The organism is Streptomyces sp. NPDC059785 (genome assembly GCF_042732375.1).
Classification (GTDB): Bacteria; Actinomycetota; Actinomycetes; order Streptomycetales; family Streptomycetaceae; genus Streptomyces.
Genome location: NZ_JBHWHV010000036.1, coordinates 63,362 through 85,499, shown reverse-complemented (window position 1 = coordinate 85,499; position 22,138 = coordinate 63,362). Strand labels below are relative to the sequence as shown.

At 70.5% G+C, this 22,138-nt stretch carries 20 protein-coding genes and 1 riboswitch; of the genes, 4 read left to right on the top strand and 16 right to left on the bottom strand.

The window, feature by feature from the left end; translation table 11 throughout:
• Nucleotides 1-13: 13 nt before the first annotated feature.
• The 5 genes from ACFV6E_RS25755 to ACFV6E_RS25735 all read right to left on the bottom strand — a co-directional run bounded on the left by ACFV6E_RS25755 (nucleotide 14) and on the right by ACFV6E_RS25735 (nucleotide 5,546).
• On the bottom strand, nucleotides 14-1,225 hold the full coding sequence (locus tag ACFV6E_RS25755; RefSeq protein WP_385464922.1) for a hypothetical protein: 1,212 nt from the start codon (nucleotides 1,223-1,225) through the stop codon (nucleotides 14-16).
• 108 nt (nucleotides 1,226-1,333) lie between these two features.
• Nucleotides 1,334-2,347, bottom strand: coding sequence for an NlpC/P60 family protein (locus ACFV6E_RS25750; protein ID WP_385166056.1), 1,014 nt, complete (start codon nucleotides 2,345-2,347; stop codon nucleotides 1,334-1,336).
• Between the two features lie 223 nt (nucleotides 2,348-2,570).
• Complete coding sequence (locus ACFV6E_RS25745; protein ID WP_385166054.1) at nucleotides 2,571-3,602, bottom strand: NlpC/P60 family protein; 1,032 nt, start codon at nucleotides 3,600-3,602, stop codon at nucleotides 2,571-2,573.
• A 320-nt stretch (nucleotides 3,603-3,922) separates the two neighbouring features.
• Entirely contained in the window at nucleotides 3,923-5,272 is a 1,350-nt protein-coding gene (locus ACFV6E_RS25740) for an NYN domain-containing protein (RefSeq protein WP_385166052.1), read from the bottom strand.
• Between the two features lie 34 nt (nucleotides 5,273-5,306).
• Complete coding sequence (locus tag ACFV6E_RS25735) at nucleotides 5,307-5,546, bottom strand: hypothetical protein (RefSeq protein WP_385166050.1); 240 nt, start codon at nucleotides 5,544-5,546, stop codon at nucleotides 5,307-5,309.
• A gap of 153 nt (nucleotides 5,547-5,699) precedes the next feature.
• Between ACFV6E_RS25735 and ACFV6E_RS25730 the strand changes: the two genes are divergently transcribed.
• Both ACFV6E_RS25730 and ACFV6E_RS25725 read left to right on the top strand, forming a co-directional pair.
• Nucleotides 5,700-6,467, top strand: a complete 768-nt coding sequence (locus ACFV6E_RS25730; RefSeq protein ID WP_385166049.1) for a rhomboid family intramembrane serine protease — start codon at nucleotides 5,700-5,702, stop codon at nucleotides 6,465-6,467.
• Complete coding sequence (locus ACFV6E_RS25725) at nucleotides 6,464-6,745, top strand: Lrp/AsnC family transcriptional regulator (protein WP_385166047.1); 282 nt, start codon at nucleotides 6,464-6,466, stop codon at nucleotides 6,743-6,745. Before ACFV6E_RS25730 ends, ACFV6E_RS25725 begins: the two co-directional genes overlap by 4 nt.
• Before the next feature lie 41 nt (nucleotides 6,746-6,786).
• Here ACFV6E_RS25725 and ACFV6E_RS25720 read toward each other — a convergent pair whose 3' ends face one another.
• The 6 genes from ACFV6E_RS25720 to ACFV6E_RS25695 form a co-directional block, all read right to left on the bottom strand.
• The gene (locus ACFV6E_RS25720) at nucleotides 6,787-8,148 is read right to left on the bottom strand and encodes an aminotransferase class V-fold PLP-dependent enzyme (protein WP_385166045.1); all 1,362 of its coding nucleotides are present in this window, start codon (nucleotides 8,146-8,148) and stop codon (nucleotides 6,787-6,789) included.
• A gap of 213 nt (nucleotides 8,149-8,361) precedes the next feature.
• A riboswitch (SAM riboswitch) is annotated at nucleotides 8,362-8,478 on the bottom strand.
• A 175-nt stretch (nucleotides 8,479-8,653) separates the two neighbouring features.
• Nucleotides 8,654-9,718 carry an anthranilate phosphoribosyltransferase gene (gene trpD / locus ACFV6E_RS25715; RefSeq protein WP_385166043.1) on the bottom strand — a complete coding sequence of 355 codons (1,065 nt, stop codon included), beginning with the start codon at nucleotides 9,716-9,718 and terminating at the stop codon, nucleotides 8,654-8,656.
• 163 nt (nucleotides 9,719-9,881) lie between these two features.
• Nucleotides 9,882-11,522, bottom strand: coding sequence for a cytochrome bc complex cytochrome b subunit (locus ACFV6E_RS25710; protein WP_385166041.1), 1,641 nt, complete (start codon nucleotides 11,520-11,522; stop codon nucleotides 9,882-9,884).
• Nucleotides 11,519-12,577, bottom strand: a complete 1,059-nt coding sequence (locus ACFV6E_RS25705; protein WP_385166039.1) for a Rieske 2Fe-2S domain-containing protein — start codon at nucleotides 12,575-12,577, stop codon at nucleotides 11,519-11,521. The genes ACFV6E_RS25710 and ACFV6E_RS25705 overlap by 4 nt, the downstream gene beginning before the upstream one ends.
• On the bottom strand, nucleotides 12,574-13,383 hold the full coding sequence (locus ACFV6E_RS25700) for a c-type cytochrome (protein WP_385166038.1): 810 nt from the start codon (nucleotides 13,381-13,383) through the stop codon (nucleotides 12,574-12,576). The genes ACFV6E_RS25705 and ACFV6E_RS25700 overlap by 4 nt, the downstream gene beginning before the upstream one ends.
• Before the next feature lie 74 nt (nucleotides 13,384-13,457).
• On the bottom strand, nucleotides 13,458-14,078 hold the full coding sequence (locus ACFV6E_RS25695) for a heme-copper oxidase subunit III (protein WP_385166036.1): 621 nt from the start codon (nucleotides 14,076-14,078) through the stop codon (nucleotides 13,458-13,460).
• A 187-nt stretch (nucleotides 14,079-14,265) separates the two neighbouring features.
• Between ACFV6E_RS25695 and ACFV6E_RS25690 the strand changes: the two genes are divergently transcribed.
• Entirely contained in the window at nucleotides 14,266-14,667 is a 402-nt protein-coding gene (locus ACFV6E_RS25690) for a hypothetical protein (protein WP_385166034.1), read from the top strand.
• 44 nt (nucleotides 14,668-14,711) lie between these two features.
• Here ACFV6E_RS25690 and ACFV6E_RS25685 read toward each other — a convergent pair whose 3' ends face one another.
• The 4 genes from ACFV6E_RS25685 to coxB all read right to left on the bottom strand — a co-directional run bounded on the left by ACFV6E_RS25685 (nucleotide 14,712) and on the right by coxB (nucleotide 19,226).
• The gene (locus ACFV6E_RS25685) at nucleotides 14,712-15,974 is read right to left on the bottom strand and encodes an Ig-like domain-containing protein (RefSeq protein ID WP_385464918.1); all 1,263 of its coding nucleotides are present in this window, start codon (nucleotides 15,972-15,974) and stop codon (nucleotides 14,712-14,714) included.
• 131 nt (nucleotides 15,975-16,105) lie between these two features.
• On the bottom strand, nucleotides 16,106-16,504 hold the full coding sequence (locus ACFV6E_RS25680; protein ID WP_385166030.1) for a cytochrome c oxidase subunit 4: 399 nt from the start codon (nucleotides 16,502-16,504) through the stop codon (nucleotides 16,106-16,108).
• Nucleotides 16,501-18,237 (bottom strand): cytochrome c oxidase subunit I, encoded by a 1,737-nt coding sequence (ctaD, locus tag ACFV6E_RS25675; protein WP_385166028.1) that lies wholly within the window; start codon nucleotides 18,235-18,237, stop codon nucleotides 16,501-16,503. The genes ACFV6E_RS25680 and ctaD overlap by 4 nt, the downstream gene beginning before the upstream one ends.
• Nucleotides 18,234-19,226 carry a cytochrome c oxidase subunit II gene (coxB, locus tag ACFV6E_RS25670; RefSeq protein WP_385166026.1) on the bottom strand — a complete coding sequence of 331 codons (993 nt, stop codon included), beginning with the start codon at nucleotides 19,224-19,226 and terminating at the stop codon, nucleotides 18,234-18,236. The genes ctaD and coxB overlap by 4 nt, the downstream gene beginning before the upstream one ends.
• A 372-nt stretch (nucleotides 19,227-19,598) precedes the next feature.
• On the opposite strand from coxB, the gene ACFV6E_RS25665 reads away from it, so the two are divergent.
• On the top strand, nucleotides 19,599-21,044 hold the full coding sequence (locus tag ACFV6E_RS25665; protein WP_385464915.1) for a cysteine desulfurase/sulfurtransferase TusA family protein: 1,446 nt from the start codon (nucleotides 19,599-19,601) through the stop codon (nucleotides 21,042-21,044).
• Between the two features lie 14 nt (nucleotides 21,045-21,058).
• Here ACFV6E_RS25665 and ACFV6E_RS25660 read toward each other — a convergent pair whose 3' ends face one another.
• A complete protein-coding gene (locus tag ACFV6E_RS25660; protein WP_385166023.1) occupies nucleotides 21,059-22,033 on the bottom strand; it encodes a carbohydrate kinase family protein in 975 nt (324 codons plus the stop codon).
• Between the last annotated feature and the right edge of the window lie 105 nt (nucleotides 22,034-22,138).

Sequence of the window (22,138 nt, the reverse complement as noted above, 5' to 3'; positions counted from 1 at the left end):
CGGGACCGCGGGGTCAGCCGAGCTGGGTGCGCAGGTACTCCCGCCACTGACGCGTGAACTCCTCCAGCGTCGTGCCCAGGACGTCCTTCAGCGCCGTCTCGACGGCCCCGGTGCGCTGCCCGTGGGCACCGACGGCCCGGTAGAAGTCGTTCAGCCGGACCTCGCCCCAGCGGTCGGCGATCATCCGGCAGGCCATCCAGCCGTTCTCGTACGCCTGCGCCAGCTTCGTGCCGTCCCCGGCGAAGCCGAAGTCCGCGTCCTCGGGCAGGGCGGCCGGGACGTCGCCGTCCGCCACCGCGCGCCGCAGCTCGGGGGCGGCCTCGGCGGCCGTGCGGCCGCTGCCGAGGTAGCCGATCCAGTCGGCGTACCCCTCGGAGAGCCACAGCGGGGTGGCGGCCGTGGTCCGCGCGCGGGTGGCGACGTGGGTCGCCTCGTGGGTGAGGACGACCTGCTTGCCGAGGTCGCCCAGGACGCCGTACGCGTCGGGGTTGACGATGATCCGGTCCGCGGGCGCCCGGTCCTGGGCGCCCGCCTCGCCGGTGGTGACCGCCGCTATCCCCCGGTACGCGGAGGCCGGTGCGCCGAGCAGCCCCGCCATGCCCTCCAGGGACTTCGGTACGAGGACGACGACGTGCCGCGACCAGTCGGTGCCCCAGGTCTTCGACACCGCCGGGACCGCGCGGTCCGCGAGCTTCGCGTAGCGGCGCAGCGTGTCGCGCGACTGCCCCGCGCCGAGCACGAGGCTGTGCTCGCCGCGCACGGTCGTGACCGTCCCCTGGTCCCAGAGCTGTTCGCCGCCCTTGTCCGCGGGCCGGTCCGAGGCGACGTACCAGCGCCCGGAGGAGCGGACCAGGCGCAGGGTGCGGGCGGCGGTGAGGGGGGCCCGGTCGTAGCCCTCGATCCGGTAGCTGAGGTCGGCGTCGGCGGTGGCCGTGTCGCCGGAGCGGTGGACGGCGGTCACGCGGTACGACCAGGCGGCCAGCGGGAGCCCGTCCAGACCGCCGAAGCCCGCGCCGGCGGACGCCTTCCGCGCGGTGCCGGGGGCCTCGGTCCGCCGGTAGGCCGCCGCGTCCCGGTCCAGGACGGCCGCCGCCCGCCGGTCGAGAACCCGCTGCACCGCGTCGGTGGCGGCGTCCCGCGCGGTGCCCCCGCCGCACCCGGTCAGGGCGGCGAGCAGCAGCACACAGCTCGCGAACACTCCGTACGCACGCCCACGACCAGCCACATCCCGATCGTACGGCGCGCGCGGCGGGCCGCCGCGCCCCCGGCGCACAGGAGGCCGGAACCCGCCGCCCCGGCCCCCGTCCGGCGTCAGGACCGTGTCAGCCCCGTGTCAGACCCGCGTCACCGACGACACCGGCATCATGTCGACCGGGTCGTAGCGCACCGGCGCGCCCGGGTAGGGGGCGTGGATCACCTGGCCGTTGCCCGCGTACATGCCGATGTGGCTGGCGTCGGACCGGTAGGCCACCAGGTCGCCGGGGCGCGCCTGGGAGAGCGGGACCTGGTGTCCGGCGTACCGCTGCGCCTGCGAGGTGCGCGGCAGCCCGACCCCGGCCTGCGCGTACGACCACTGCATCAGCCCCGAGCAGTCGAAGCCGGAGGGCCCGGCGGCGCCCCACACGTAGGGGCGTCCGAGCGCGGAGCGGGCCGCGGCCATGGCGGCCGCCGCGCGCCCGGAGCCGGGGACGGTCGCGCCGAGGTCGGGGGCGTCCCGCCCGTCGCGGGACGCCCGGCCGTAGGCGTCGCGCCGGCCGGCCGGGAGCGAGTTGAGCAACTGCCGTGCCCTGGCGAGCTTCTGCTCGACGCTCTTCTTGTGCCGGGCGACGATCCGGCGGCTCTTCTCCAGCTGGGCGAGCTTCCGCGTCGCCTCCTCGCGCCGCTGGGCCAGCTCGCGCATCGCCGTCCGTAGGTCCTTCAGCTCACCCGCCTGGTGGACGCCGATCCGGTCGAGCGCGGTCGCGCGGTCGAGGTAGTCGTCCGGGTCCGCGGCGAACAGCAGGGCGAGCGAGGGGTCCATCCCGCCGGAGCGGTACTGGGCCCCGGCCAGTGAACCGACCGCGTCCCGCAGGGTGTTGATGCGGTCCTGCTGGCGGGCGATCTCGTCCTGCGCGGCGGACACCTGCTCGCGCAGCGCGTCGGCGCGTTCGTCGGCCTTGTTGTAGGCCTCGGTGGCCCGCTCGGCCTGGGTGAGCAGACGGTCCACCCGGGAGCGGGTGTCGTCCTTGGGCGCGGCGAGCGCCGGTACGGCGCCGAGCGCCGCGACCGCTGCGGACAGCACGCAGATCGCCGCGCCGGTGGCGCCGCGATCGAATCCGGATGGTGCAAGGCGGCGATGGAACCCCACGGGTGGCCGCTCTCCCTTCCGCTACGGACCCCCTGGTGCGGGGGAATCGCGCAGAGAGTAGCCGGACGACTACGCAGCGGCCAAAGACCCGGGTGGGCGCCGGGAGCGGGCGCACAGCACTGCGCCCCGCCTCAGACGCAGGTCATCAGCGGGGCGCGGGGTCAGCGGGGGCCGGTGCGATTCGCCCGTTCGGGCGGCGTGGCGGCGGCCTCCGGGGCGTTCGTCAGATGCGGACGCCGAACTGGAAGGGCATGTTGTTGATCGACTCGTAGCGCACGACCGTGCCGGTGCGCGGGGCGTGCAGCACCTGGCCGTTGCCCGCGTAGAAACCGACGTGGTGCTGGTCGCTGTAGAAGATGACCAGGTCGCCGACCTGGAGGTCGCTCTGCGAGTAGATGCGGGTGCCGGCGTTGGCCTGCGCCTGCGAGGTCCGGGGGATGGAGACACCGGCCTGGGCGTACGCCCAGGAGGTGAGGCCGGAGCAGTCGAAGGAGCTGGGGCCGGTGGCGCCGTAGACGTACGGCGAGCCGATCTTGCTCTGGGCGGCGGCGTACGCGGACGAGGCACGGCCGGTGGCGGCGCTGCTGGAGCCGAGGGCGCTGCGCTCGCTGGTCCGGCTGGCCCGCTCCTGCTCCTGCTGGAGGGCCGCCTTCTCCGCGGCCGTCAGGGTGTTGAGGAGCTTCTGCGCCTCGGCCAGCTTGTTCTGGACTTCCTTCTTCTTCTTGCCGAGCTCGGTGCGGGTCTCGGCCAGGTCCTTGAGCTTCGCGGTGGCTTCCGAACGCTGCTGGGCGAGGGAGCGCTGCTTCTCCTGGACCTTCTTCAGCGCCTCGACCTGCTGACCGCTCAGCTGGTCCATGGTCGACGCCTTGTCGAGGTAGTCGTCCGGGTCCGAGGAGAGGAAGAGCTGCACCGAGGGGTCGATGCCGCCCGAGCGGTACTGGGCGCTCGCCATGGAACCGAGGCCCTCGCGCAGGTCGTTGAGCTCCTCCTGGCCGCGGGCGACGTTGTCCTGGAGCGTGCCGATCTGCTTCTCGAGCTTGTCCTGCTTCTCCTTGGCCCCGTTGTACTTCTCGGTGGCCTTCTCCGCGTCTTCGTAGAGCTTGTCGACCTTGGACTTGACCTCGTCCTTGCTCGGCTTCTCGCTCGGCGCGGCGTTGGCGGCCTGCGAACTGAGTGCGACAGCAGCGGCGGCAGCGGTGGTGAGCACGGTCACGCGGGTGCGGCTCGGCTGCTTGGGTCGACGGTGGGACGCCACGAAGGCGATCTCCTTCTTCCTCCAGCCGCCTGCCGATTGCGCCGACGGGCGGTGTCCCTCCACCGTCACTCCCGATGAGTGATCACCCGAGCGGAGGTTCGAGGCCTGACCCTAGTGACCTCATTGTGATCAGTTCAAATCCTCGTCGGAAAAATCTCAGTTACGCGGCACACAATTTGCCAGTAACTCACGAGCTGTGATTCTCCTTTGACGCTACGTCGCGTGAAGGTTTCGCCAATTCGGGCATCACGCCCAGAAGTTACGCATGGCGCACAGGCCCTTTTCAGGGCCTTTACGAGCGGAAAAGCGACGGCCGGGACTCAGCCCCGCGAAAAGCGCTTCAGCAGGACCGCGGAGGCCACCGGGCGCGCGCCCGCCTTGGCCACTCCGTCGGCCACCTCGCGGTCGGTGGACGCGACGATGACCGGCCGGCCCGGCGGCTCGGCCCGGACGAGCCGGCGGATCAGTTCGTCGGCCGTGACGCCCGGTTTCGAGAACAGCACCCGCACGCCCCGCGGCGGCGCGAGCAGCACCGGCGCGGCCAGCTCGGCCCCGTCGAAGACACAGGTCACCTCGGCGCCGGTCTGCGCGGCGAGCTGGGAGAGCTGGCCGAGGATCCGCAGCCGCTGCTTCTCCAGGGGCATCTGCGGATAGCCGGTCTTGGTCACGTTGTAGCCGTCGACCACCAGATGCGCCTGGGGCAGCGCGAGCAACTGGTCGAGGATGGCCGGATCGTGCTCGGACAGCGCGCGGGCGGCGATGTCCTTCGGCGTCATGCGCCCCGGCTGCACCGCGTCCACGGTCTCGGCGGGCCGCACGGACACCGGCGGCAGGGCGAGTTCGCGGCGCAGGCCCTGGGCCGCGTCGAGCACGGTGTCGAGCAGCAGCCGCACCCGCATGTCCTCCACGCTGCGGCCCTCGCGGGCGGCCCTGCGGGTGGCCTCCAGGGCCGCCTCGGCCTCGCCGAGCCGTGCCTTGAGCCGCCGGGTCTCGCTCTCCGCGGCGGACACCTGCGCCTGTCCCTCGCCGCGCACGGCCTCCAGCTCCCCGCGCAGCGTGCGCAGGGCGGCCTCGCCGCGCTTGACGTCGCTGAGGGCGCTGCGCAGCTTGCGGTGCAGGGACTCGGCCTCCTTCCTGACCGACTCCAGTTCGGTGCGCAGCCGTTCCGTCTCGGTCCTGGTCTGCGCGCGGGCGGCGGCCAGTTCCTCGCGCAGCCGCTCCAGCTCGGCCCGGCTCTCTTCGTCGGCCCGCTCGGCGTCCGCCCGCTGGGCCTCCTCGCCCGCGGCGGTCACCAGCTTCACCCAGCCCGTGGGGCGCAGCACGTAGGCCGCGGCCGCCACGTCGAGCGGATCCGCGGCCGGCGGCGGCGACCCCGCGTCGAGGGCGCCGGAGAGCTCCGGCTGCGCCTCGCGCAGCTTCTCGGCGATGCGCTGCCTGAAGAGGGGTTCGGACTCCAGGGCCGCGGCCATGGCGTTGCCCGCGAACTTGGCCCGCCGGTTGGGCGCGAAGCGCGCGTACTGGCGGAGCTGGACCGGCAGCTCGCCGACGGTCAGCCCGCCGAAGCCGTCGGAGACGATCTGCACGACGCGGCGGCGCACGCCGTCGGGCAGCGGACGGTCGAGCACCTCGGCGGCGCCGTCGTCCGGCGCCCCGCCCGTGGTCTCCGCCATCCGTCACCCCAATACGTGTGCGGGGCCCGCTCCCTCAGGAGCCGGCGCCCGGCCTGTCCACCAGTTCCACCTGATCCACCGCGTTGCACCAGCGGCAGCGCACCGACTCGATGGTCTCACTGACCACCTCGCGCTCCTCGACCTTGGGCTCTCCGGCCAGGTCGAGGTGCACGTACTCGACGACCTTCGAGGAACGGGTCACGTCGAAGCGCGTGAGGTTGCCGCAGAGCATGCAGCGCCACCGCGTCTCGGCGGTCGGCAGCGGGACCGTCATCGGGGCTGTTCGCCTTCCTTCCAGTGTCCGTGACGCGCCGGCTTCCCCGGTGCGTGTGGCTCGTACCCTACGGCCTGGCGCGTACTCGACGCTCGGCCGTCCGTGCGGCGAGGCGGCCTGTCCGCTCCCATCCCGTTACGTCATGCTCTGTCCATGATCGGTATGAGGAGTACGACGGTCGGCCGAACGGTCCGGAACCGGTCGGCGCCGGTGACCTACGGGCTGATCGCCGTCTGCTGCCTGGTCTTCGTGATCGGGCCGGCGGCGGGGCTGAATCCGGCCTACGGCACGGGGGACGGTCTGCTCGCCGCCCAGCAGGCCTATTTCCGCCGCTGGGGCGTCGTGCCCGAGCAGCTCCTCGGCGGCGATCCGCGCGCCGCCCTCGGCCCCGTGACCGCGCTCTTCATCCACGGGAGCTGGCTCCACCTCCTGGGCAACATGCTGTTCTTCTGCGTCTTCGGGGTGATGGCCGAGGAGCGCATGGGCCACGTCGAGTTCGCCCTGTTCTACGTGGGCTGCGGGTGCCTCGCCCTGCTGGCCTACGCGGTCGCCAACGCGGGGTCCGTACAGACCCTGGTCGGCGCCTCCGGGGCGATCTCCGCGGTACTCGGCGCGTTCCTCTACCTGTTCCCCGGCGCCCGGGTGACCAGTCTCTTCCCGTTCCTCTTCTTCCTGCCGCTGCGCCTGCCGGCCTGGGTGGTGCTGCCCTTCTGGGTGGCCCTCCAGTGGCTGGCCGCGGGCCGCGACGACCAGGGCCCCGGGGTCGCCCATCTGGCCCACCTGGTGGGCTTCTCCCTCGGCTTCCTCTACGCGTGGGTGCGCTTCGGGCGTGCGGCTAGAGTGAAAACGCCAGCAATCACCGCGGCGCAACCGTCAGCCGAAAGCCCAGCGCCCGCCCCCGAGGGAGAGAACCAGCCGTGATCACCGCGATCGTGCTCATCAAGACCAGCGTGGACCGGATCCCGGAGATCGCCGAGTCGATCGCCGCGCTGGACAGCGTCAGCGAGGTCTTCTCCGTCACCGGCACCTACGACCTGATCGCGATGGTCCGGGTCAGGGCGCACGACGACCTCGCGGAGATCATCCCCGGGAAGATCAGCAAGATCCCGGGCGTCGAGGCCACGGACACCCACGTCGCGTTCCGTACGTACTCCCAGCACGACCTGGAGGCGGCGTTCGCGATCGGCCTCGACTCCTGAACACCGCCTCCACGGGGCGCCGACCGCGCCCCTGACCGCCGTCACACGGCCGGAACGCACCGCCCGTTCTCGGTGCGGTACCGCCACCGCGCCCCGTCGCTCACCAGCTCCCGCACGGCCCGCACGAAGCGCTCCACGTGCTCGTCCGGGGTGCCGGCGCCGAAGCTGACACGGATCGCGTTCAGGGACTTCTCGCCGGGTGCCGCCTCGGGGGCGCCGCACTCGCCCTGGGTCCCCGGGTCGCTGCCGAGCAGGGTGCGCACCAGCGGGTGGGCGCAGAAGAGACCGTCGCGCACCCCGATGCCGTACTCGGCCGAGAGCGCCGCCGCGAAGTGCGAGCTGTTCCAGCCCTCCACCACGAAGGACAGGACGCCGACCCGCGGGGCGTCGTCGCCGAACAGCGACAGCACCCTGACCTCGGGCACCTCGGCGAGACCCGCGCGGACCCGCTCGATCAGCTGCCGCTCGCGGGCGACCAGATTGCCGAAACCGGCCTCGGTCAGCGCCTTGCAGGCGGAGGCGATCGAGTAGGCGCCGATCACGTTGGGCGAGCCGGCCTCGTGCCGGGCGGCGCTTTCGTGCCACTCCACGTCCACCCCGCCGTCGGCGCGCCGGGAGACCGTACGGCTGGCGCCGCCGCCCGCGAGGTAGGGCTCGGCCGCGGTCAGCCAGTCGGCGCGGCCGGCGAGGACGCCGGAGCCGAACGGGGCGTACAGCTTGTGCCCGGAGAAGGCGACCCAGTCGACGTCGAGGTCGCCGATGTCGACCGGGTGGTGCGGGGCGAGCTGGGCGGCGTCCAGGACGATGCGGGCGCCGTGCGCGTGGGCGGCGGCGGCCAGTTCGCGCACCGGCCACAGCTCGCCGGTGACGTTCGAGGCGCCGGTGACGCAGACCAGCGCGGGGCCGTGGGGGTCGCGGGCGGCGAGGGCGCGCTCCAGGCTCGCGACGGCCTCGTCCGGGGTCCGCGGGGCGTCCAGGTACGTCACGCGGGCGTCCCGCCAGGGCAGCAGCGAGGCGTGGTGCTCGGTCTCGAAGACGAAGACCTCGCAGCCGGCCGGGAGCGCCCCGGCGAGGAGGTTGAGGGAGTCGGTGGTCGAGCGGGTGAAGACCACCTGGTCGCCCTCGCGGCAGCCGAGGAACTCCGCGACCGTCGCCCGCGCGTTCTCGAAGAGGTCGGTGGAGAGCTGCGAGAGGTACCCGGCACCGCGGTGCACGCTGCCGTAGTACGGGGCGTACGCGGCCACGTCGTCCCAGACGCGCTTCAGGGCCGGGGCGCTGGCGGCGTAGTCGAGCGCCGCGTAGGTGACCTCGCCGCCGGTGACGAGCGGTACGGCGACATCACCGCCCAGAACGGGCAGCGGGGCACAGACGGAACGGTCGGCGGCAACGGCGGAGACAGACATGGCGCACTCCTGTGAGAGTCAAGGCGCAGGCACCGCGCGAGCGGACGCCCCGGGAAGACGGGAAAGGGGCGGCTCGGCGCGGAGGAAGCGGTGAAAGGTGAAAGGGGTTCGCGGAGGCGGGGCTCTACGCCCTATCGCATTCGCTTGCTCACAGAAGGCTCCCTCGAACGACCAGGACCCCTGGTACTGCGCTTTCGGAGAAAGCGGGCGAGGGGTCCGCGCTTGCCGTAGACCTCGCTGCCTACGGCCTGGTCTTCACCCGGGGCACCCCGCCACGGACGGAGGGTTGCCGGACAGCCGGCCGGGGCCTGATGGCTGTCGCTCATGACCTGGTACAGCATCCTGCCACAGGATCTTGACGACGCAAGGCGCAGTCCGGATCCCGGACTGCGCCTTGCGTCACACGCGCCCCCGAAGGGGCGCTGTGTCGATGTGCGGCTCCGCCGCGTGGGCGCGACCAGCCACGACGGACTCGCAGTCGGCACACGGTCTCCCAGCGGAGCGCTCACGCGTTGCTGGCCGCCACCCAGCGCTCCAGAGCACGCTTCGCGGCGCCCGAGTCGATGGCCTCGGCGGCCCGCGCCATCCCGGCGCCGATCCGCTCCGCCAGCGGCCCGTCCCCCGCCTCCAGGGCGACCAGGGCCGCCGCCGAGTTGAGCAGCACCGCGTCCCGTACGGGGCCCGTCTCGCCGTCCAGGAGCCGGCGGGCCACGTCCGCGTTGTAGGACGCGTCCGCGCCGCGCAGGGCCTCCACGGGGGCCAGTGCGATGCCGGCGTCGCGCGGATCGAAGCGCTCCTCGCGCACCTCGCCGTCGCGGACCACCCAGACCCGGGAGGTCGCCGTGGTGGTCAGCTCGTCGAGGCCGTCGTCGCCGCGGAAGACCAGCGAGGAGTGGCCGCGCTCGGCGAAGACGCCCGCCACGATGGGCGCCATGCGCGCGTCGGCGACGCCCACCGCCTGCGCCTTCACGCGCGCGGGGTTGGTGAGCGGGCCGAGGAAGTTGAAGGTCGTACGGATGCCCAACTGCCCGCGGGCGGCGGCCACATGGCGCAGCGCCGGGTGGAACTTCACCGCGAAGCAGAAGGTGATCCCGGCCTCCTCGGCGACCTCGGCGACCCGCCGCGGGGTCAGCTCCAGATTGACGCCGAGCTTCTCCAGGACGTCCGAGGCGCCCGAGGCCGAAGAAGCCGCCCGGTTGCCGTGCTTGACGACCTTGGCGCCCGTACCGGCCACGACGATCGCGGACATGGTGGAGATGTTGACCGTCTTCGCCCCGTCGCCGCCGGTGCCGACGATGTCGACGGTCTCCCCCGGCACCTCGATGACGTTGGCGTGCTCGTACATCGTGCGGACGAGCCCGGAGATCTCCTCGACGGTCTCGCCCTTGGCGCGCAGCGCGACCGCGAAGCCGGCGATCTGGGCGTCCGTCGCCTCGCCGCGCATGATGCGGTCCATGGCCCAGGCCGTGTCGTCCGCGCTCTGGTCGCGGCCGTCGAGCAGGCCGTTCAGCACCACGGGCCAGGAACGGCCCGCCGCGATGTCGCCTCCAGCGGGGGTCACAGCACTCATATGCCGCTCCTGGGTTCGTAGGCACGTACGGGCCGGACGCGGCCGTACACATGTTGCGGGGTCCACCCTATCCAGGCCATGGGACGGCAAAGAGCCCCGTCCATGCACTGGACGGGGCTCTCGCCGTGGCGATCGTGGCGATCAGAGTGGAACGGTCGGGTGATCAGTGGTGGCCGTGGCCGCTGGTGATCTCCTTGTACTCCTCGACCGTGGGCTTGGGGATCTGGCTGTCCTCCCCGTACCAGGTGTTGCTCAGCTTCGCGCGGAGCTTCTCGCTGCCCTTGACCTTGCGCTCGACACCGTTCTCGTCGACCGCGGGACCGATCTCGGCCGGCTTGGGCTGCTCGTGCGCGGTGAGCGTGTGCAGCGCCTCCTGGCTGAGCGGCTCGTGGACCTCGATGAACTCACCGTGCGGCAGGCGCTTGATGATGCCCGTCTCCCGGCCGTGCAGCACCTTGTCGCGGTCGCGGCGCTGGAGACCCAGGCAGATCCGCTTGGTGATGATGAACGCGACCACCGGAGCGACGAAGAAGGCGATCCGGACGAACCAGGTGATCGCGTTGATCGACAGGTGGAAGTGCGTGGCGAACAGGTCGTTGCCGCCGCCGATCAGCATGACCACGTACCAGGTGATCCAGGCGACGCCGACCGCGGTGCGCGTCGGGGCGTTGCGCGGACGGTCCAGGATGTGGTGCTCGCGCTTGTCGCCGGTGACCCAGGACTCGATGAACGGGTAGACGGCGATCGCGGCGAGGACCAGCGGGAAGATGATCAGCGGCACGAACACGCCCAGGACGAGCGTGTGGCCCCAGAGGTTGATCTCCCAGCCCGGCATGGTGCGGATCAGGCCCTCGGAGAAGCCCATGTACCAGTCGGGCTGCGCGCCGGTGGACACCTGGTCCGGACGGTAGGGGCCCATCGCCCAGATCGGGTTGATGGAGAACATCGCCGCGATGGCCGCGATGACACCGAAGACCAGGAAGAAGAACCCGCCCGCCTTGGCCATGTAGACCGGCAGCAGGGGCATGCCGACGACGTTCTTCTCGGTCTTGCCCGGGCCCGCCCACTGGGTGTGCTTGTGGTAGAAGACCAGGATCAGGTGCGCCACCATCAGGCCGAGCATGATGCCCGGCAGCAGCAGGATGTGCACCGAGTAGAACCGCGCGACGAAGTCGCCGCCCGGGAACTCCCCGCCGAAGAGGAACATCGACAGGTACGTGCCGACGATCGGCACGGACAGGACCGCGCCCTCCATGAAGCGGACACCGGTACCGGAGAGCAGGTCGTCCGGGAGCGAGTAACCGGTGAAGCCGGTGAACATGCCGAGGACGAACAGCAGGAAGCCGAACAGCCAGTTGACCTCACGCGGCTTGCGGAACGCGCCGGTGAAGAACACGCGCATCATGTGCACGAACATGCCGGCCAGGAAGACCAGCGCCGCCCAGTGGTGGATCTGCCGGATCAGCAGACCGCCGCGCACATCGAAGGAGATGTGCATGGTCGAGTTGAACGCCTCGGACATCAGCTGTCCCTGGAGCGGGACATACGAGCCGTGGTACTCCACCTCGTTCATCGACGGGTGGAAGAACAGCGTCAGATACACACCCGTGAGGATGATGATGATGAAGCTGTACATGCAGATCTCGCCGAGCATGAAGGACCAGTGGTCCGGAAAGATCTTGCGCATGTTGGACTTGGCCAGGGAGTAGATCCCGAGGCGGCCGTCCGCCCAGTCGGCAATCTTGACGCCGGCCGGTGCCTTCTCCTCGCGAGCGCGAGAGTCGGTGGTGTGTGCAGTACTCATCCGCGCTCCCAGAATGCAGGACCGACGGGCTCTGCGAAGTCGCCGAGCGCCTCGAGGTAGCCCTCGTCGTTCACGCCGATGCGCAGCTGCGGCAGAGCGTGACCGGCGGGGCCGAAGATCACTCGGGCACCGTCGGAGAGGTCGAAGGTGGACTGGTGGCACGGGCACAGGACGTGGTGCGTCTGCTGCTCGTACAGGGAGATCGGGCAGCCGACGTGGGTGCAGATCTTCGAGTAGGCCACGATGCCCTCGTGGGACCACTCCAGTTCCTGCTTGTCCTTGATGTTGTCGGGCTGGAGCCGGACGATCATCAGGGCCGCCTTGGCGATCTCCTTCTGGAAGTCCTCGTCGTGCTCCTCCAGGCCCTCGGGCTTGGCGAAGGTGAGCGAACCGACGGCGACGTCCGAGGCCTTCAGCGGCTCGTTCGTGTTCATGTTGACGAGCAGCTTGCCCTTGGACCACAGGGTGTGCCGCAGCTTGTCCCCGGGCAGCGGGCCCAGGTCGCGCAGCAGCATGACGCCGGAGAGCGGCACCAGGGCCAGCGCGCCGAACATCGTGTTGCGGATCAGCTTGCGGCGGCCGAGCTGGGACTCCTGCGCACCCTGCTTGAAGTCCGCGAGGACCTTGGCCCGCACCTCGGGCGTGGCCTCGATCGCGTGCCGGTCGTCGGCGATCTCCTCGTCCGACATCAGCGTGCGCGCCCAGTGGACGGCGCCGGCGCCGATCGCGAAGAGCGCGACGCCGAGCGTCATGCCGAGCGCGAAGTTCAGCCCGCTGATGTGGCCCAGCGGGAAGATGTAGACGGACTTGTCGGACGGGATCGCCACGTACGAGGCGATGAAACCGACGGTCGCCAGCATCGACAGGGCGAAGAGCATGGCGACCACGCGCTCGGAGCGCCGGGCGGCCCGCTCGTCGATGTCCTGGATGCGGTGCTCGTGGGGCGGCAGCCCCGGGTCGGCGAACGGGTTCTGCTCGTCCGCCACGCCGACGGCACCGTGCGCGGCGTCCCGCTCTGCGGGCACGTTCTCTTCTGGAATGTCTTGGCTACTCATGACTTCTTGGCCTTTGCGGTCCGAGCGGCGACCCAGATGGCAACGGCGATCAGGGCACCGAGTCCGAAGGTCCAGCCGAACAGACCCTCGCTCACCGGTCCGAGGCCGCCCAGCTCAATGCCGCCGGGGCTCTCGGTCTCGTCTCCGTTGACCGCGTTGAGGTACGCGATGATGTCCTTCTTGTTCTTCTCCGACATCGTGGTGTCGGGGAAGGACGGCATGTTCTGCGGGCCGGTCTGCATGGCCTCGTAGATGTGCTTCGGCTCGACGCCTTCGAGGCTGGGCGCGAACTTGCCCTCGGACAGCGCACCGCCCTTGCCGGTGAAGTTGTGGCACTGCGCGCAGTTGGTACGGAAGAGCTCGCCGCCCGCGGCGATGTCCGCGCCCTCGGGGCTGTACTGGTTCTTCGTCGGCACCGAAGGACCGGCGCCGAGCGAGGCGATGTACGCCGCGAGCTGGTCGATCTCCGCCTGCGAGTAGATGTTCTTCTTCTTCGGCACCTGAGCGCCGGGCTGCTGGGCCGGCATCCGGCCGGTGCCGACCTGGAAGTCGACGGCCGCGGCGCCCACGCCGACCAGGCTCGGTCCGTCAGAGGTGCCCTGACCACCGGTGCCGTGGCAGCTTGCGCAGCCCACGGAGTAGAGCTTCTTGCCCTCGTCGATGGCGAGGGACTGGGCGGTTTCGTCGGCCTGCGCCTTGTCCGCTGGCGCGAACACGGCGTACAGCCCCCCGGTGGCCGCCAGCGCGAGGAGTAGGACGACGACCGCCGCCAGCGGATGGCGTCGTCGTGCGGAGAGCTTTTTCACGGATTACCCCGGTGTCAGGATCTTCTGCGTCGATGCTTCGGTAATGGATCGGTCTGCCGAGTGCGGCGCGCCGACTACTTGATCATGTAGATCGTGGCGAAGAGGCCGATCCAGACGACATCGACGAAGTGCCAGTAGTAGGACACGACGATGGCTGCGGTCGCCTGCTCGTGAGTGAACCTTCTGGCCGCGTAGGTACGGCCCAGGACCAGCAGGAAGGCGATGAGGCCGCCCGTCACGTGCAGTCCGTGGAAGCCGGTGGTCAGGTAGAAGACCGAGCCGTACGGGTCGGAGGACAGGGAGAGCCCGTCCTTCTTGACCAGCTCGGTGTACTCGAAGACCTGACCGCCGATGAAGATCGCACCCATGATGAAGGTGACGATGAACCACATCCGGAGCTTCTTCACGTCCCCGCGCTCGGCGGCGAAGACGCCGAGCTGACAGGTCAGGGAGGAGAGCACCAGGATCGTGGTGTTCGTCGCGGAGAACGGGAAGTTCAGGGCTGACGCCATTTCCTTCCAGTGATCCGCTCCGGTCACCGATCGCAGGGTGAAGTACATCGCGAAGAGGGCCGCGAAGAACATCAGCTCGGAACTCAGCCAGATGATGGTTCCGACGCTGGTGAGGTTCGGCCGGTTGACCGACGGGTGCGCGTGCCCGGTTTCTACTGTCGTTGCTGTCGCCACGACCGACATTATGTCGGTCGCTTATCCCGCCCTCACCTCCGGGGGTGCCGTTCGGGGTGTCCGAGGCGTGTGTCCAGCCCGTATGGCCCATCGAAGCCGTGTCCGAACCGCTGTTGACGGGGTGTCCGAGGGAGTAGCATCCGCGCATCGGTTCACACCCGTACGACGCCGAAGTCGCCGAAGTCACGGAGGAACAATGCAGCCGACCGCCACGGTGCTGGTCTACAGCGACGACTCCAACACCCGCGAACAGGTACGGCTCGCCACCGGCCGCAGGCCGGCCACCGACGTTCCCCAGGTCGAGTTCGTGGAGTGCGCCACGCCCGCCGCCGTCCTGGCGGAGCTGGACAAGGGCGGCATCGACGTCTGTGTCCTGGACGGCGAGGCGGTGCCGATGGGCGGCATGGGAGTGTGCCGCCAGATCAAGGACGAGATCTTCCGGTGCCCGCCGGTGCTGCTGCTCATCGGCCGCCCGCAGGACGCCTGGCTGGCCACCTGGAGCCGCGCGGACGCGGCGGTGACGCTGCCCGTCGACCCGGTGGAGTTCGCCGCCGCGCTGGCCGCGCTGCTGCGCGACGGGGCGCCCGTCGGCGCCTGACCCCGCTCCGCGGAGGCGGTGCGCCGGTCCGGCGGGCCGCACGCTCAGCTCGGACCGGGGCGCAGCCGCGCCCGGTCCGCGGCACTCGGCCCGTCCGGGGTGCCGTCGAGCAGCGCGCTGCCCTCGCGCCATTTCTTCCAGTCGAGGTTCCAGTCCCCGAAGCCGTTGCCGAACGGGTCCATGGTGTCGCCCTCGGAGTTCTCGACCTTGACGAGGTCACCGGCCCGGATGTTGTCGAAGAACCACTCGGCGTTCGACGTGCTCATCCCGGTGCAGCCGTGACTGACGTTGGCCGAACCCTGGGAGCCGACGGACCACGGAGCGGCGTGCACATATTCACCGCTCCAGGTGACCCTGGTAGCCCATCGGACGGGTAGGTCGTACGCCTCCGAGGAGCCCTCGGCGATGCCCACGGTGGTGCTGCGCATCCGTACGAAGGGTTCCTTGCCGAGGACGACCTTGACGCCGTTGCGGGTCTCGAAGCCGGCCTTGCCGGTGGTGACGGGGATCTGGTTGATCTCCTCGCCGTTCTTGTAGACGCTCATCTCGTGGGCCGCCGCGTCGGTCACGGCGATCACCTGGTCGCCCGTGGTCAGCTTCAGGGCCTTGGCGTTGCCGCCCCGGAGCCGGTCGCCGATCTTGATTCCGGCGAGGTTGGCGTGCGCCCGCACGGTGGCGTGCGTGGGCCAGTAGTCCTTGGGCCGGTAGTGCAGTTCCTTGTCGTCCACCCAGTGCCAGGCGCCCTCCACGGCGGGCGTCGAGTCGACCTTGAGGGCGCGCTCGACGACGGCCCGGGCGGCCTTGTCCTTGAGGGGCGTGCTGAGTTCGGCGGTGACGGGCTGGCCGACGCCGTAGGTGCCCGCGTCCGGTCCGAAGGTGACGTCGAGCCGCCTCTTGGCGGTGGGCCTGCTGGTGTCGAAGCCGAGCACCCCCCGGCCCGGTGCCCCGTCGTCGTCCTCGGTGCTCACCCGCACCGTGTAGTGGGCGTCCGCGGCGAGCGGCGAGGTGCTGTGCCAGCGTGCGCCGTCGGCGGAGAGTTCGCCCGCCACGTACCGCCCGCTCGCGTCCACGGCCGTCACGTCCGTGATGCGCCCTTCCTGGTCCCTGGTGGTGATCTCCAGGGGCTTGTCCGGGTCGGCCTTGCGGCTGCCGCCCGAGGGGCCGTTGAAGGCGATCTGGTCCGCCGCGTCGTAGGGCGTGGCGGAGAGCGGCTGGTCGTCCGCGCCGCAGGCGCTGAGGGCGGCGCCCAGGGCGACCACCAGCGAGGTGCAGCTGACGACCGTGCGGAGACGCGGTGAGTGGCTCATGCCCTCAAAGTAGGAACGACCCGCGGGTACGGCGCGGCGGGTGAGCCGTGTGGGGTAGAGGGGGTACGGCGAACGAGGGAAGCCCGGACACTCCTGGCGGAATGTCCGGGCTCCCGTTCGTGCGGTGCGTGCTACTGGGTGCGGTTCTCACCGCGGTAGTACTCGAAGACCCAGCCGTACAGGCCGACCAGGATGACCGGCAGCGAGAAGTACAGCAGCCACCAGCCGAAGACGACCCCCATGAAGGCGAGCGCGCCGCCGATGCCGAGGGCGAGCGGCTGCCAGCTGTGCGGGCTGAAGAAGCCCACCTCGCCGGCCTCGTCCGCGACGTCGGCCTCCTTGTTGTCCTGAGCGCCCGCGTCGACCCGCCGGGCCGTGAAGGCCAGGTAGTAGCCGATCATGATGCTCAGGCCGAAGGCCAGGAAGAGCGCCGTGGTACCGGCTGGCTCCTTCGACCACACGCCATAGACGATCGCCATGACGAGGATGAAGACGGCGAGCCAGATGAACATCTTGCCCTGGATCTTCACTTGCCGGCCTCCTTGCTACCCGCGAGGGCGCTGGCACCGTGGCCACTGTGCTCGAGCTGCTCGAGCGCGGCGATCTCCGGGTGGTGCAGGTCGAACGCCGGGGACTCGGAGCGGATCCGCGGCAGGGTGATGAAGTTGTGCCGCGGGGGCGGGCAGGAGGTGGCCCACTCCAGCGAACGGCCGTAGCCCCACGGGTCGTCGACCTCGATCTTCTTGCCGTACTTGGCGGTCTTCCAGACGTTGTAGAAGAACGGCAGGATCGACAGGCCCAGCAGGAACGAGCAGATCGTCGAGATGGTGTTCAGCGCGGTGAAGCCGTCGGCCGCGAGGTAGTCCGCGTACCGGCGCGGCATGCCCTCGGCGCCCAGCCAGTGCTGGACCAGGAACGTGCCGTGGAAGCCGATGAACAGCGTCCAGAAGGTGATCTTGCCGAGCCGCTCGTCCAGCATCTTGCCGGTGAACTTCGGCCACCAGAAGTGGAAGCCGGCGAACATCGCGAAGACCACGGTGCCGAACACCACGTAGTGGAAGTGCGCCACCACGAAGTACGAGTCCGAGATGTGGAAGTCCATCGGCGGCGAGGCCAGGATGACGCCGGTCAGACCACCGAAGGTGAAGGTGATCAGGAAGCCGACCGCCCAGAGCATCGGTGTCTCGAAGGACAACGATCCCTTCCACATCGTTCCGATCCAGTTGAAGAACTTCACGCCCGTTGGGACGGCGATCAGGAACGTCATGAAGGAGAAGAACGGGAGCAGGACGCCGCCGGTGACGTACATGTGGTGGGCCCACACGGTGACGGAGAGGCCGGCGATGGCGATGGTGGCGCCGATCAGGCCCATGTAGCCGAACATCGGCTTGCGCGAGAAGACCGGGATCACTTCGGAGATGATCCCGAAGAACGGCAGGGCGATGATGTACACCTCTGGATGGCCGAAGAACCAGAAGAGGTGTTGCCACAGCAGGGCTCCGCCGTTGGCGGCGTCGAAGACGTGGGCGCCGAACTTGCGGTCCGCCTCCAGGGCGAACAGCGCGGCCGCCAGGACCGGGAAGGCCAGCAGCACGAGGACACCGGTCAGCAGCACGTTCCACACGAAGATCGGCATGCGGAACATGGTCATGCCGGGGGCGCGCATGCAGATGATGGTGGTGATGAAGTTGACCGAGCCGAGGATGGTGCCGAAGCCGGAGAAGGCCAGACCCATGATCCACATGTCGGCGCCGACGCCCGGCGAGCGGACCGCGTCCGACAGCGGGCTGTAGGCGAACCAGCCGAAGTCGGCCGCGCCCTGCGGGGTCAGGAAGCCGGCCACCGCGATCAGCGAGCCGAACAGGTACAGCCAGTAGGCGAACATGTTCAGCCGGGGGAAGGCCACGTCCGGCGCGCCGATCTGCAGCGGCATGATCCAGTTGGCGAAACCGGCGAACAGCGGCGTCGCGAACATCAGCAGCATGATCGTGCCGTGCATCGTGAACGCCTGGTTGAACTGTTCGTTCGACATGATCTGCAGACCCGGCCGGGCCAGCTCGGCGCGCATGATCAGCGCCATCACGCCACCGATGCAGAAGAACGCGAACGACGTGACCAAGTACAGCGTGCCGATCGTCTTGTGGTCAGTGGTCGTCAGCCACTTGATCACGACGTTGCCGGGCTGCTTGCGCCGCACCGGCACCTCGGCCGTGAGCGTACCGTCGGCAGCGGCGGCACCCTGGGGTTCGTTGAGGATGCTCACAGGTTGTTCGTCTCCCGGTTCTTCTCAGGGCCCGTCTGCTCAATGCCCGCCGGGACGTAACCGGTCTGGCCCTTCGCCGCGAGCTCCTTGAGGTGGGCCTCGTAGCGCTCGGGGGAGACGACCTTCACGTTGAAGAGCATCCGGGAGTGGTCGACGCCGCAGAGCTCGGCGCACTTGCCCAGGAAGGTGCCCTCCTTGTTGGGGGTCACCTGGAAAGAGTTGGTGTGGCCCGGGATGACGTCCTGCTTCATCAGGAACGGCACCACCCAGAAGGAGTGGATGACGTCACGCGAAGTGAGGACGAAGCGGACCGTCTTGCCCTTGGGAAGCCAGAGGGTCGGGCCCGGGTTGTTGGTCTGCGGGTTCCGCGTACCCGGCGTACCGACGTCGTAGACCCCGCCCGCGTTCGCCGGGAACTGGTCCTTGAACCGGTCCGGAATGGCGTCCAGGTTCTTGTCGGTCTTCGCGTCGCCGGTCGAACCGTCGACGTTCTCGATGTAGTTGAAGCCCCAGCTCCACTGGAAGCCGACCACGTTGACCGTGACGTCGGGCTTCTTGGAGGTGTCGAGGAGCTCCGACTCGTCGCGGGCCGTGAAGTAGAACAGCACCGACACGATGATGAGCGGAACGACCGTGTACAGCGCCTCGATCGGCATGTTGTACCGGGTCTGCGGGGGAACTTCGACCTTGGTGCGACTGCGCCGGTGGAAGAAAGCACTCCACAGGATCAAACCCCACACCAGCACGCCGACGGCGAGCGCGGCCGCCCACGACCCCTGCCACAGGGAGAGGATCCGCGGAGCCTCTTCCGTGGTCGGGGTGGGCATACCGAGGCGGGGGAAGTCCTTGTATGTGCAACCGGTCGCGGTCGCCAGGACCAGGCCCGCGGTCAGTGCCTGCAGCAGCTTCCGCCGCATCGGGCGCCGCGGGGTGGGGGTACCGCCCGCGCCCCCCGGGGCGTGGGGGAGGTCGGAGCCGTTGGGACTCACGTAGCGCCTTCCCGAGAGTCTCGCCCGCGCTTGTCGGCTGCGGCCTTCTCGCTGGTCGGTCGCCGCCCTGCGTCGGGCAGGGGTTTGGATGTTTATGCGGACCAAACCCTACTGGACGCCATTTGGGGTCGCGCGGGGAGGGTGCCATACGCGCCGCGGGTCACTCCGAAGGGTGGGAGATGACCAGGGCCGACTGCCAACTGACGGGGTGTCGGGGGACGCGGAGGGGAGCGCCCCCAAGGGGCGCGGGGCTGTGTCGATGTGCGGCTCCGCCGCACGGGCGCGACCGGCCACGGCGGCGCCGCGGTCGGTATACCGGGCTTCGGAGAACGGCGGGCTTCCGGGACTCGGCGAAACGCTTAGTTTGGCCCCGTGTCCTACTTCGATGCCGCGTCCTCCGCGCCCTTGCACCCGGTGGCCCGCCAGGCCCTGCTCGCCTCGCTCGACGAGGGCTGGGCCGACCCCGCCCGGCTGTACCGCGAGGGCCGCCGGGCCCGGCTGCTGCTCGATGCCGCGCGCGAGGCGGCCGCCGAGGCGGTGGGCTGCCGCCCGGACGAGTTGGTCTTCACCCCGTCCGGCACACACGCCGTGCACACCGGGATCGCGGGCGCGCTGGCCGGCCGCCGCCGGGTCGGCGACCACCTGATCGTGTCCGCGGTCGAACACTCTTCGGTGCTCCATTCGGCCGAGGCCCACGAGTCGGGCGGCGGTTCGGTGACGCGGATCCCGGTGCTGCGGACCGGTGCCGTCGAGGCGGCGGCGTACGAGCGCGGGCTGCGGGCGGACACGGCGCTGGCGTGTTTGCAGTCCGCCAACCACGAGGTCGGCACCGAGCAGCCGGTGGCCGCGGTGGCGGACGCGTGCCGGGCCGCCGGGGTGCCGCTGCTGGTGGACGCCGCGCAGTCGCTGCCCTGGAGGCCGGTCGAGGGCGACTGGTCGCTGCTCACCGGAAGTGCCCATAAATGGGGCGGGCCTTCGGGGGTCGGGCTGCTCGCCGTGCGCAAGGGGGTGCGGTTCGCGCCGGGCGGCCCGGCCGACGAGCGGGAGGCCGGGCGGTCGCCCGGCTACGAGAACATCCCGGCGATCGTGGCCTCGGCGGCGGCACTGCGCGCCGTCCGGGCCGAGGCCGCCGCGGAGGCCGCCCGGCTGCGGGAGCTGACGGAGCGGATCCGGGCCCGCGTGCCCAAGCTGGTGCCGGACGTGGAGGTGGTCGGCGACCCGGTGCGCCGGCTGCCCGGCGTGGTCACCTTCTCCTGTCTCTATGTCGACGGGGAGACGCTGCTGCACGAGCTGGACCGGGCCGGGTTCTCGGTGTCGTCCGGCTCCTCCTGCACGAGCAGCACGCTGACCCCGAGCCACGTGCTGAAGGCCATGGGGGTGCTCAGCGAGGGGAACGTCCGCGTGTCGCTGCCCGCGGGGACACCGGCCGAGGAGGTCGAGCGCTTCCTGGACGTGCTGCCGGGGGTGGTCGCTGCGGTCCGGGAGACGCTGGGGGCCTCGGCGGGAGCGTCCGGGGCGGCCGCAACCGGGGCGGGAGCGGCCGGGACGGGAGCGGCCGGGACGGGAGCGGCCGGGGCGCCTGCCGGGGGTGGTGATGGCCTCGTGGTGGACGCCTTGGGCCGGCGGTGCCCGATCCCCGTCATCGAACTGGCCAAGGCCATCGGCGACGTACCGGTCGGCGGCACGGTCCGCGTCCTGGCGGACGACGAGGCGGCCCGCCTGGACATCCCCGCCTGGTGCGAGATGCGGGGACAGGAGTACGTCGGTGAGGAGCCGGCGGACCGGGGCTCCGCTTATCTGGTCCGCCGGGTCTCCTGACGCGGGGAGTGGCGTTACGCCAGGTGGACCTGCACCTCGGCGGCGGCCTCGTCGCCGTACGCCTTGGTGAAGCGGTCCATGAAGTGGGCCCGGCGGAGCTGGTACTCCTGGGTGCCGACGGTCTCGATCACCAGCGTGGCGAGCATGCAGCCGACCTGCGCGGCGCGCTCCAGCGAGACGCCCCAGGCGAGACCGGACAGGAAGCCGGCGCGGAACGCGTCGCCGACGCCCGTCGGGTCCGCCTTGCGCTCCTCCTCCGGGCAGCCGACCTCGATCGGCTCCTGGCCCGCGCGCTCCACCCGTACGCCGCGGGCGCCCAGGGTGGTGACCCGGTGGCCGACCCGGCCGAGGATCTCCTCGTCCGTCCAGCCGGTCTTGCTCTCGATCAGCCCCTTCTCGTACTCGTTGGAGAAGAGGTACGTGGCGCCGTCGAGCAGTATCCGGATCTCGTCGCCGCTCATCCGGGCGATCTGCTGCGAGAAGTCCGCGGCGAAGGGGATGCCGCGGCTGCGGCACTCCTCCGTGTGGCGCAGCATCGCCTCCGGGTCGTCCGCGCCGATCGAGACGAGGTCCAGGCCGCCGACCCGGTCCGCGACCGACTTCAGCTCGATGAGGCGGGCCTCGCTCATGGCGCCGGTGTAGAAGGAGCCGATCTGGTTGTGGTCGGCGTCCGTGGTGCAGACGAAGCGCGCGGTGTGCAGCACCTCGGAGATGCGGACGGAGCCGGTGTCGACGCCGTGGCGGTCCAGCCAGGCGCGGTACTCGTGGAAGTCGGCGCCCGCGGCGCCGACCAGGATCGGCCCGGTGCCGAGCTGTCCCATGCCGAAGGCGATGTTGGCGCCCACTCCGCCGCGGCGCACGTCCAGGTTGTCGACCAGGAACGAGAGGGAGACCGTGTGGAGCTGGTCGGCGACGAGCTGGTCGGCGAAACGGCCGGGGAAGGTCATGAGATGGTCGGTGGCGATGGAGCCGGTGACTGCGATACGCACGGCGGGGACACGCTCCTGCGGGGAGGGGATTGACAGTTCACGCTACCCGGTCGAGGTACGGCTCAGAAGCGGCCGAAAATACCCGATAGTAGATCTTTCTTCGTG

Coding starts and splice junctions, on each gene's coding strand:
- ACFV6E_RS25740 (WP_385166052.1), bottom strand. CDS start 5,272: ATGGCGGAGACCACGGGCGGGGCGCCGGACGACGGCGCCGCCGAGGTG.
- ACFV6E_RS25735 (WP_385166050.1), bottom strand. CDS start 5,546: ATGACGGTCCCGCTGCCGACCGCCGAGACGCGGTGGCGCTGCATGCTC.
- ACFV6E_RS25730 (WP_385166049.1), top strand. CDS start 5,700: ATGATCGGTATGAGGAGTACGACGGTCGGCCGAACGGTCCGGAACCGG.
- ACFV6E_RS25720 (WP_385166045.1), bottom strand. CDS start 8,148: ATGTCTGTCTCCGCCGTTGCCGCCGACCGTTCCGTCTGTGCCCCGCTG.
- trpD (WP_385166043.1), bottom strand. CDS start 9,718: ATGAGTGCTGTGACCCCCGCTGGAGGCGACATCGCGGCGGGCCGTTCC.
- ACFV6E_RS25710 (WP_385166041.1), bottom strand. CDS start 11,522: ATGAGTACTGCACACACCACCGACTCTCGCGCTCGCGAGGAGAAGGCA.
- ACFV6E_RS25705 (WP_385166039.1), bottom strand. CDS start 12,577: ATGAGTAGCCAAGACATTCCAGAAGAGAACGTGCCCGCAGAGCGGGAC.
- ACFV6E_RS25695 (WP_385166036.1), bottom strand. CDS start 14,078: ATGTCGGTCGTGGCGACAGCAACGACAGTAGAAACCGGGCACGCGCAC.
- ACFV6E_RS25690 (WP_385166034.1), top strand. CDS start 14,266: ATGCAGCCGACCGCCACGGTGCTGGTCTACAGCGACGACTCCAACACC.
- ACFV6E_RS25685 (WP_385464918.1), bottom strand. CDS start 15,974: ATGAGCCACTCACCGCGTCTCCGCACGGTCGTCAGCTGCACCTCGCTG.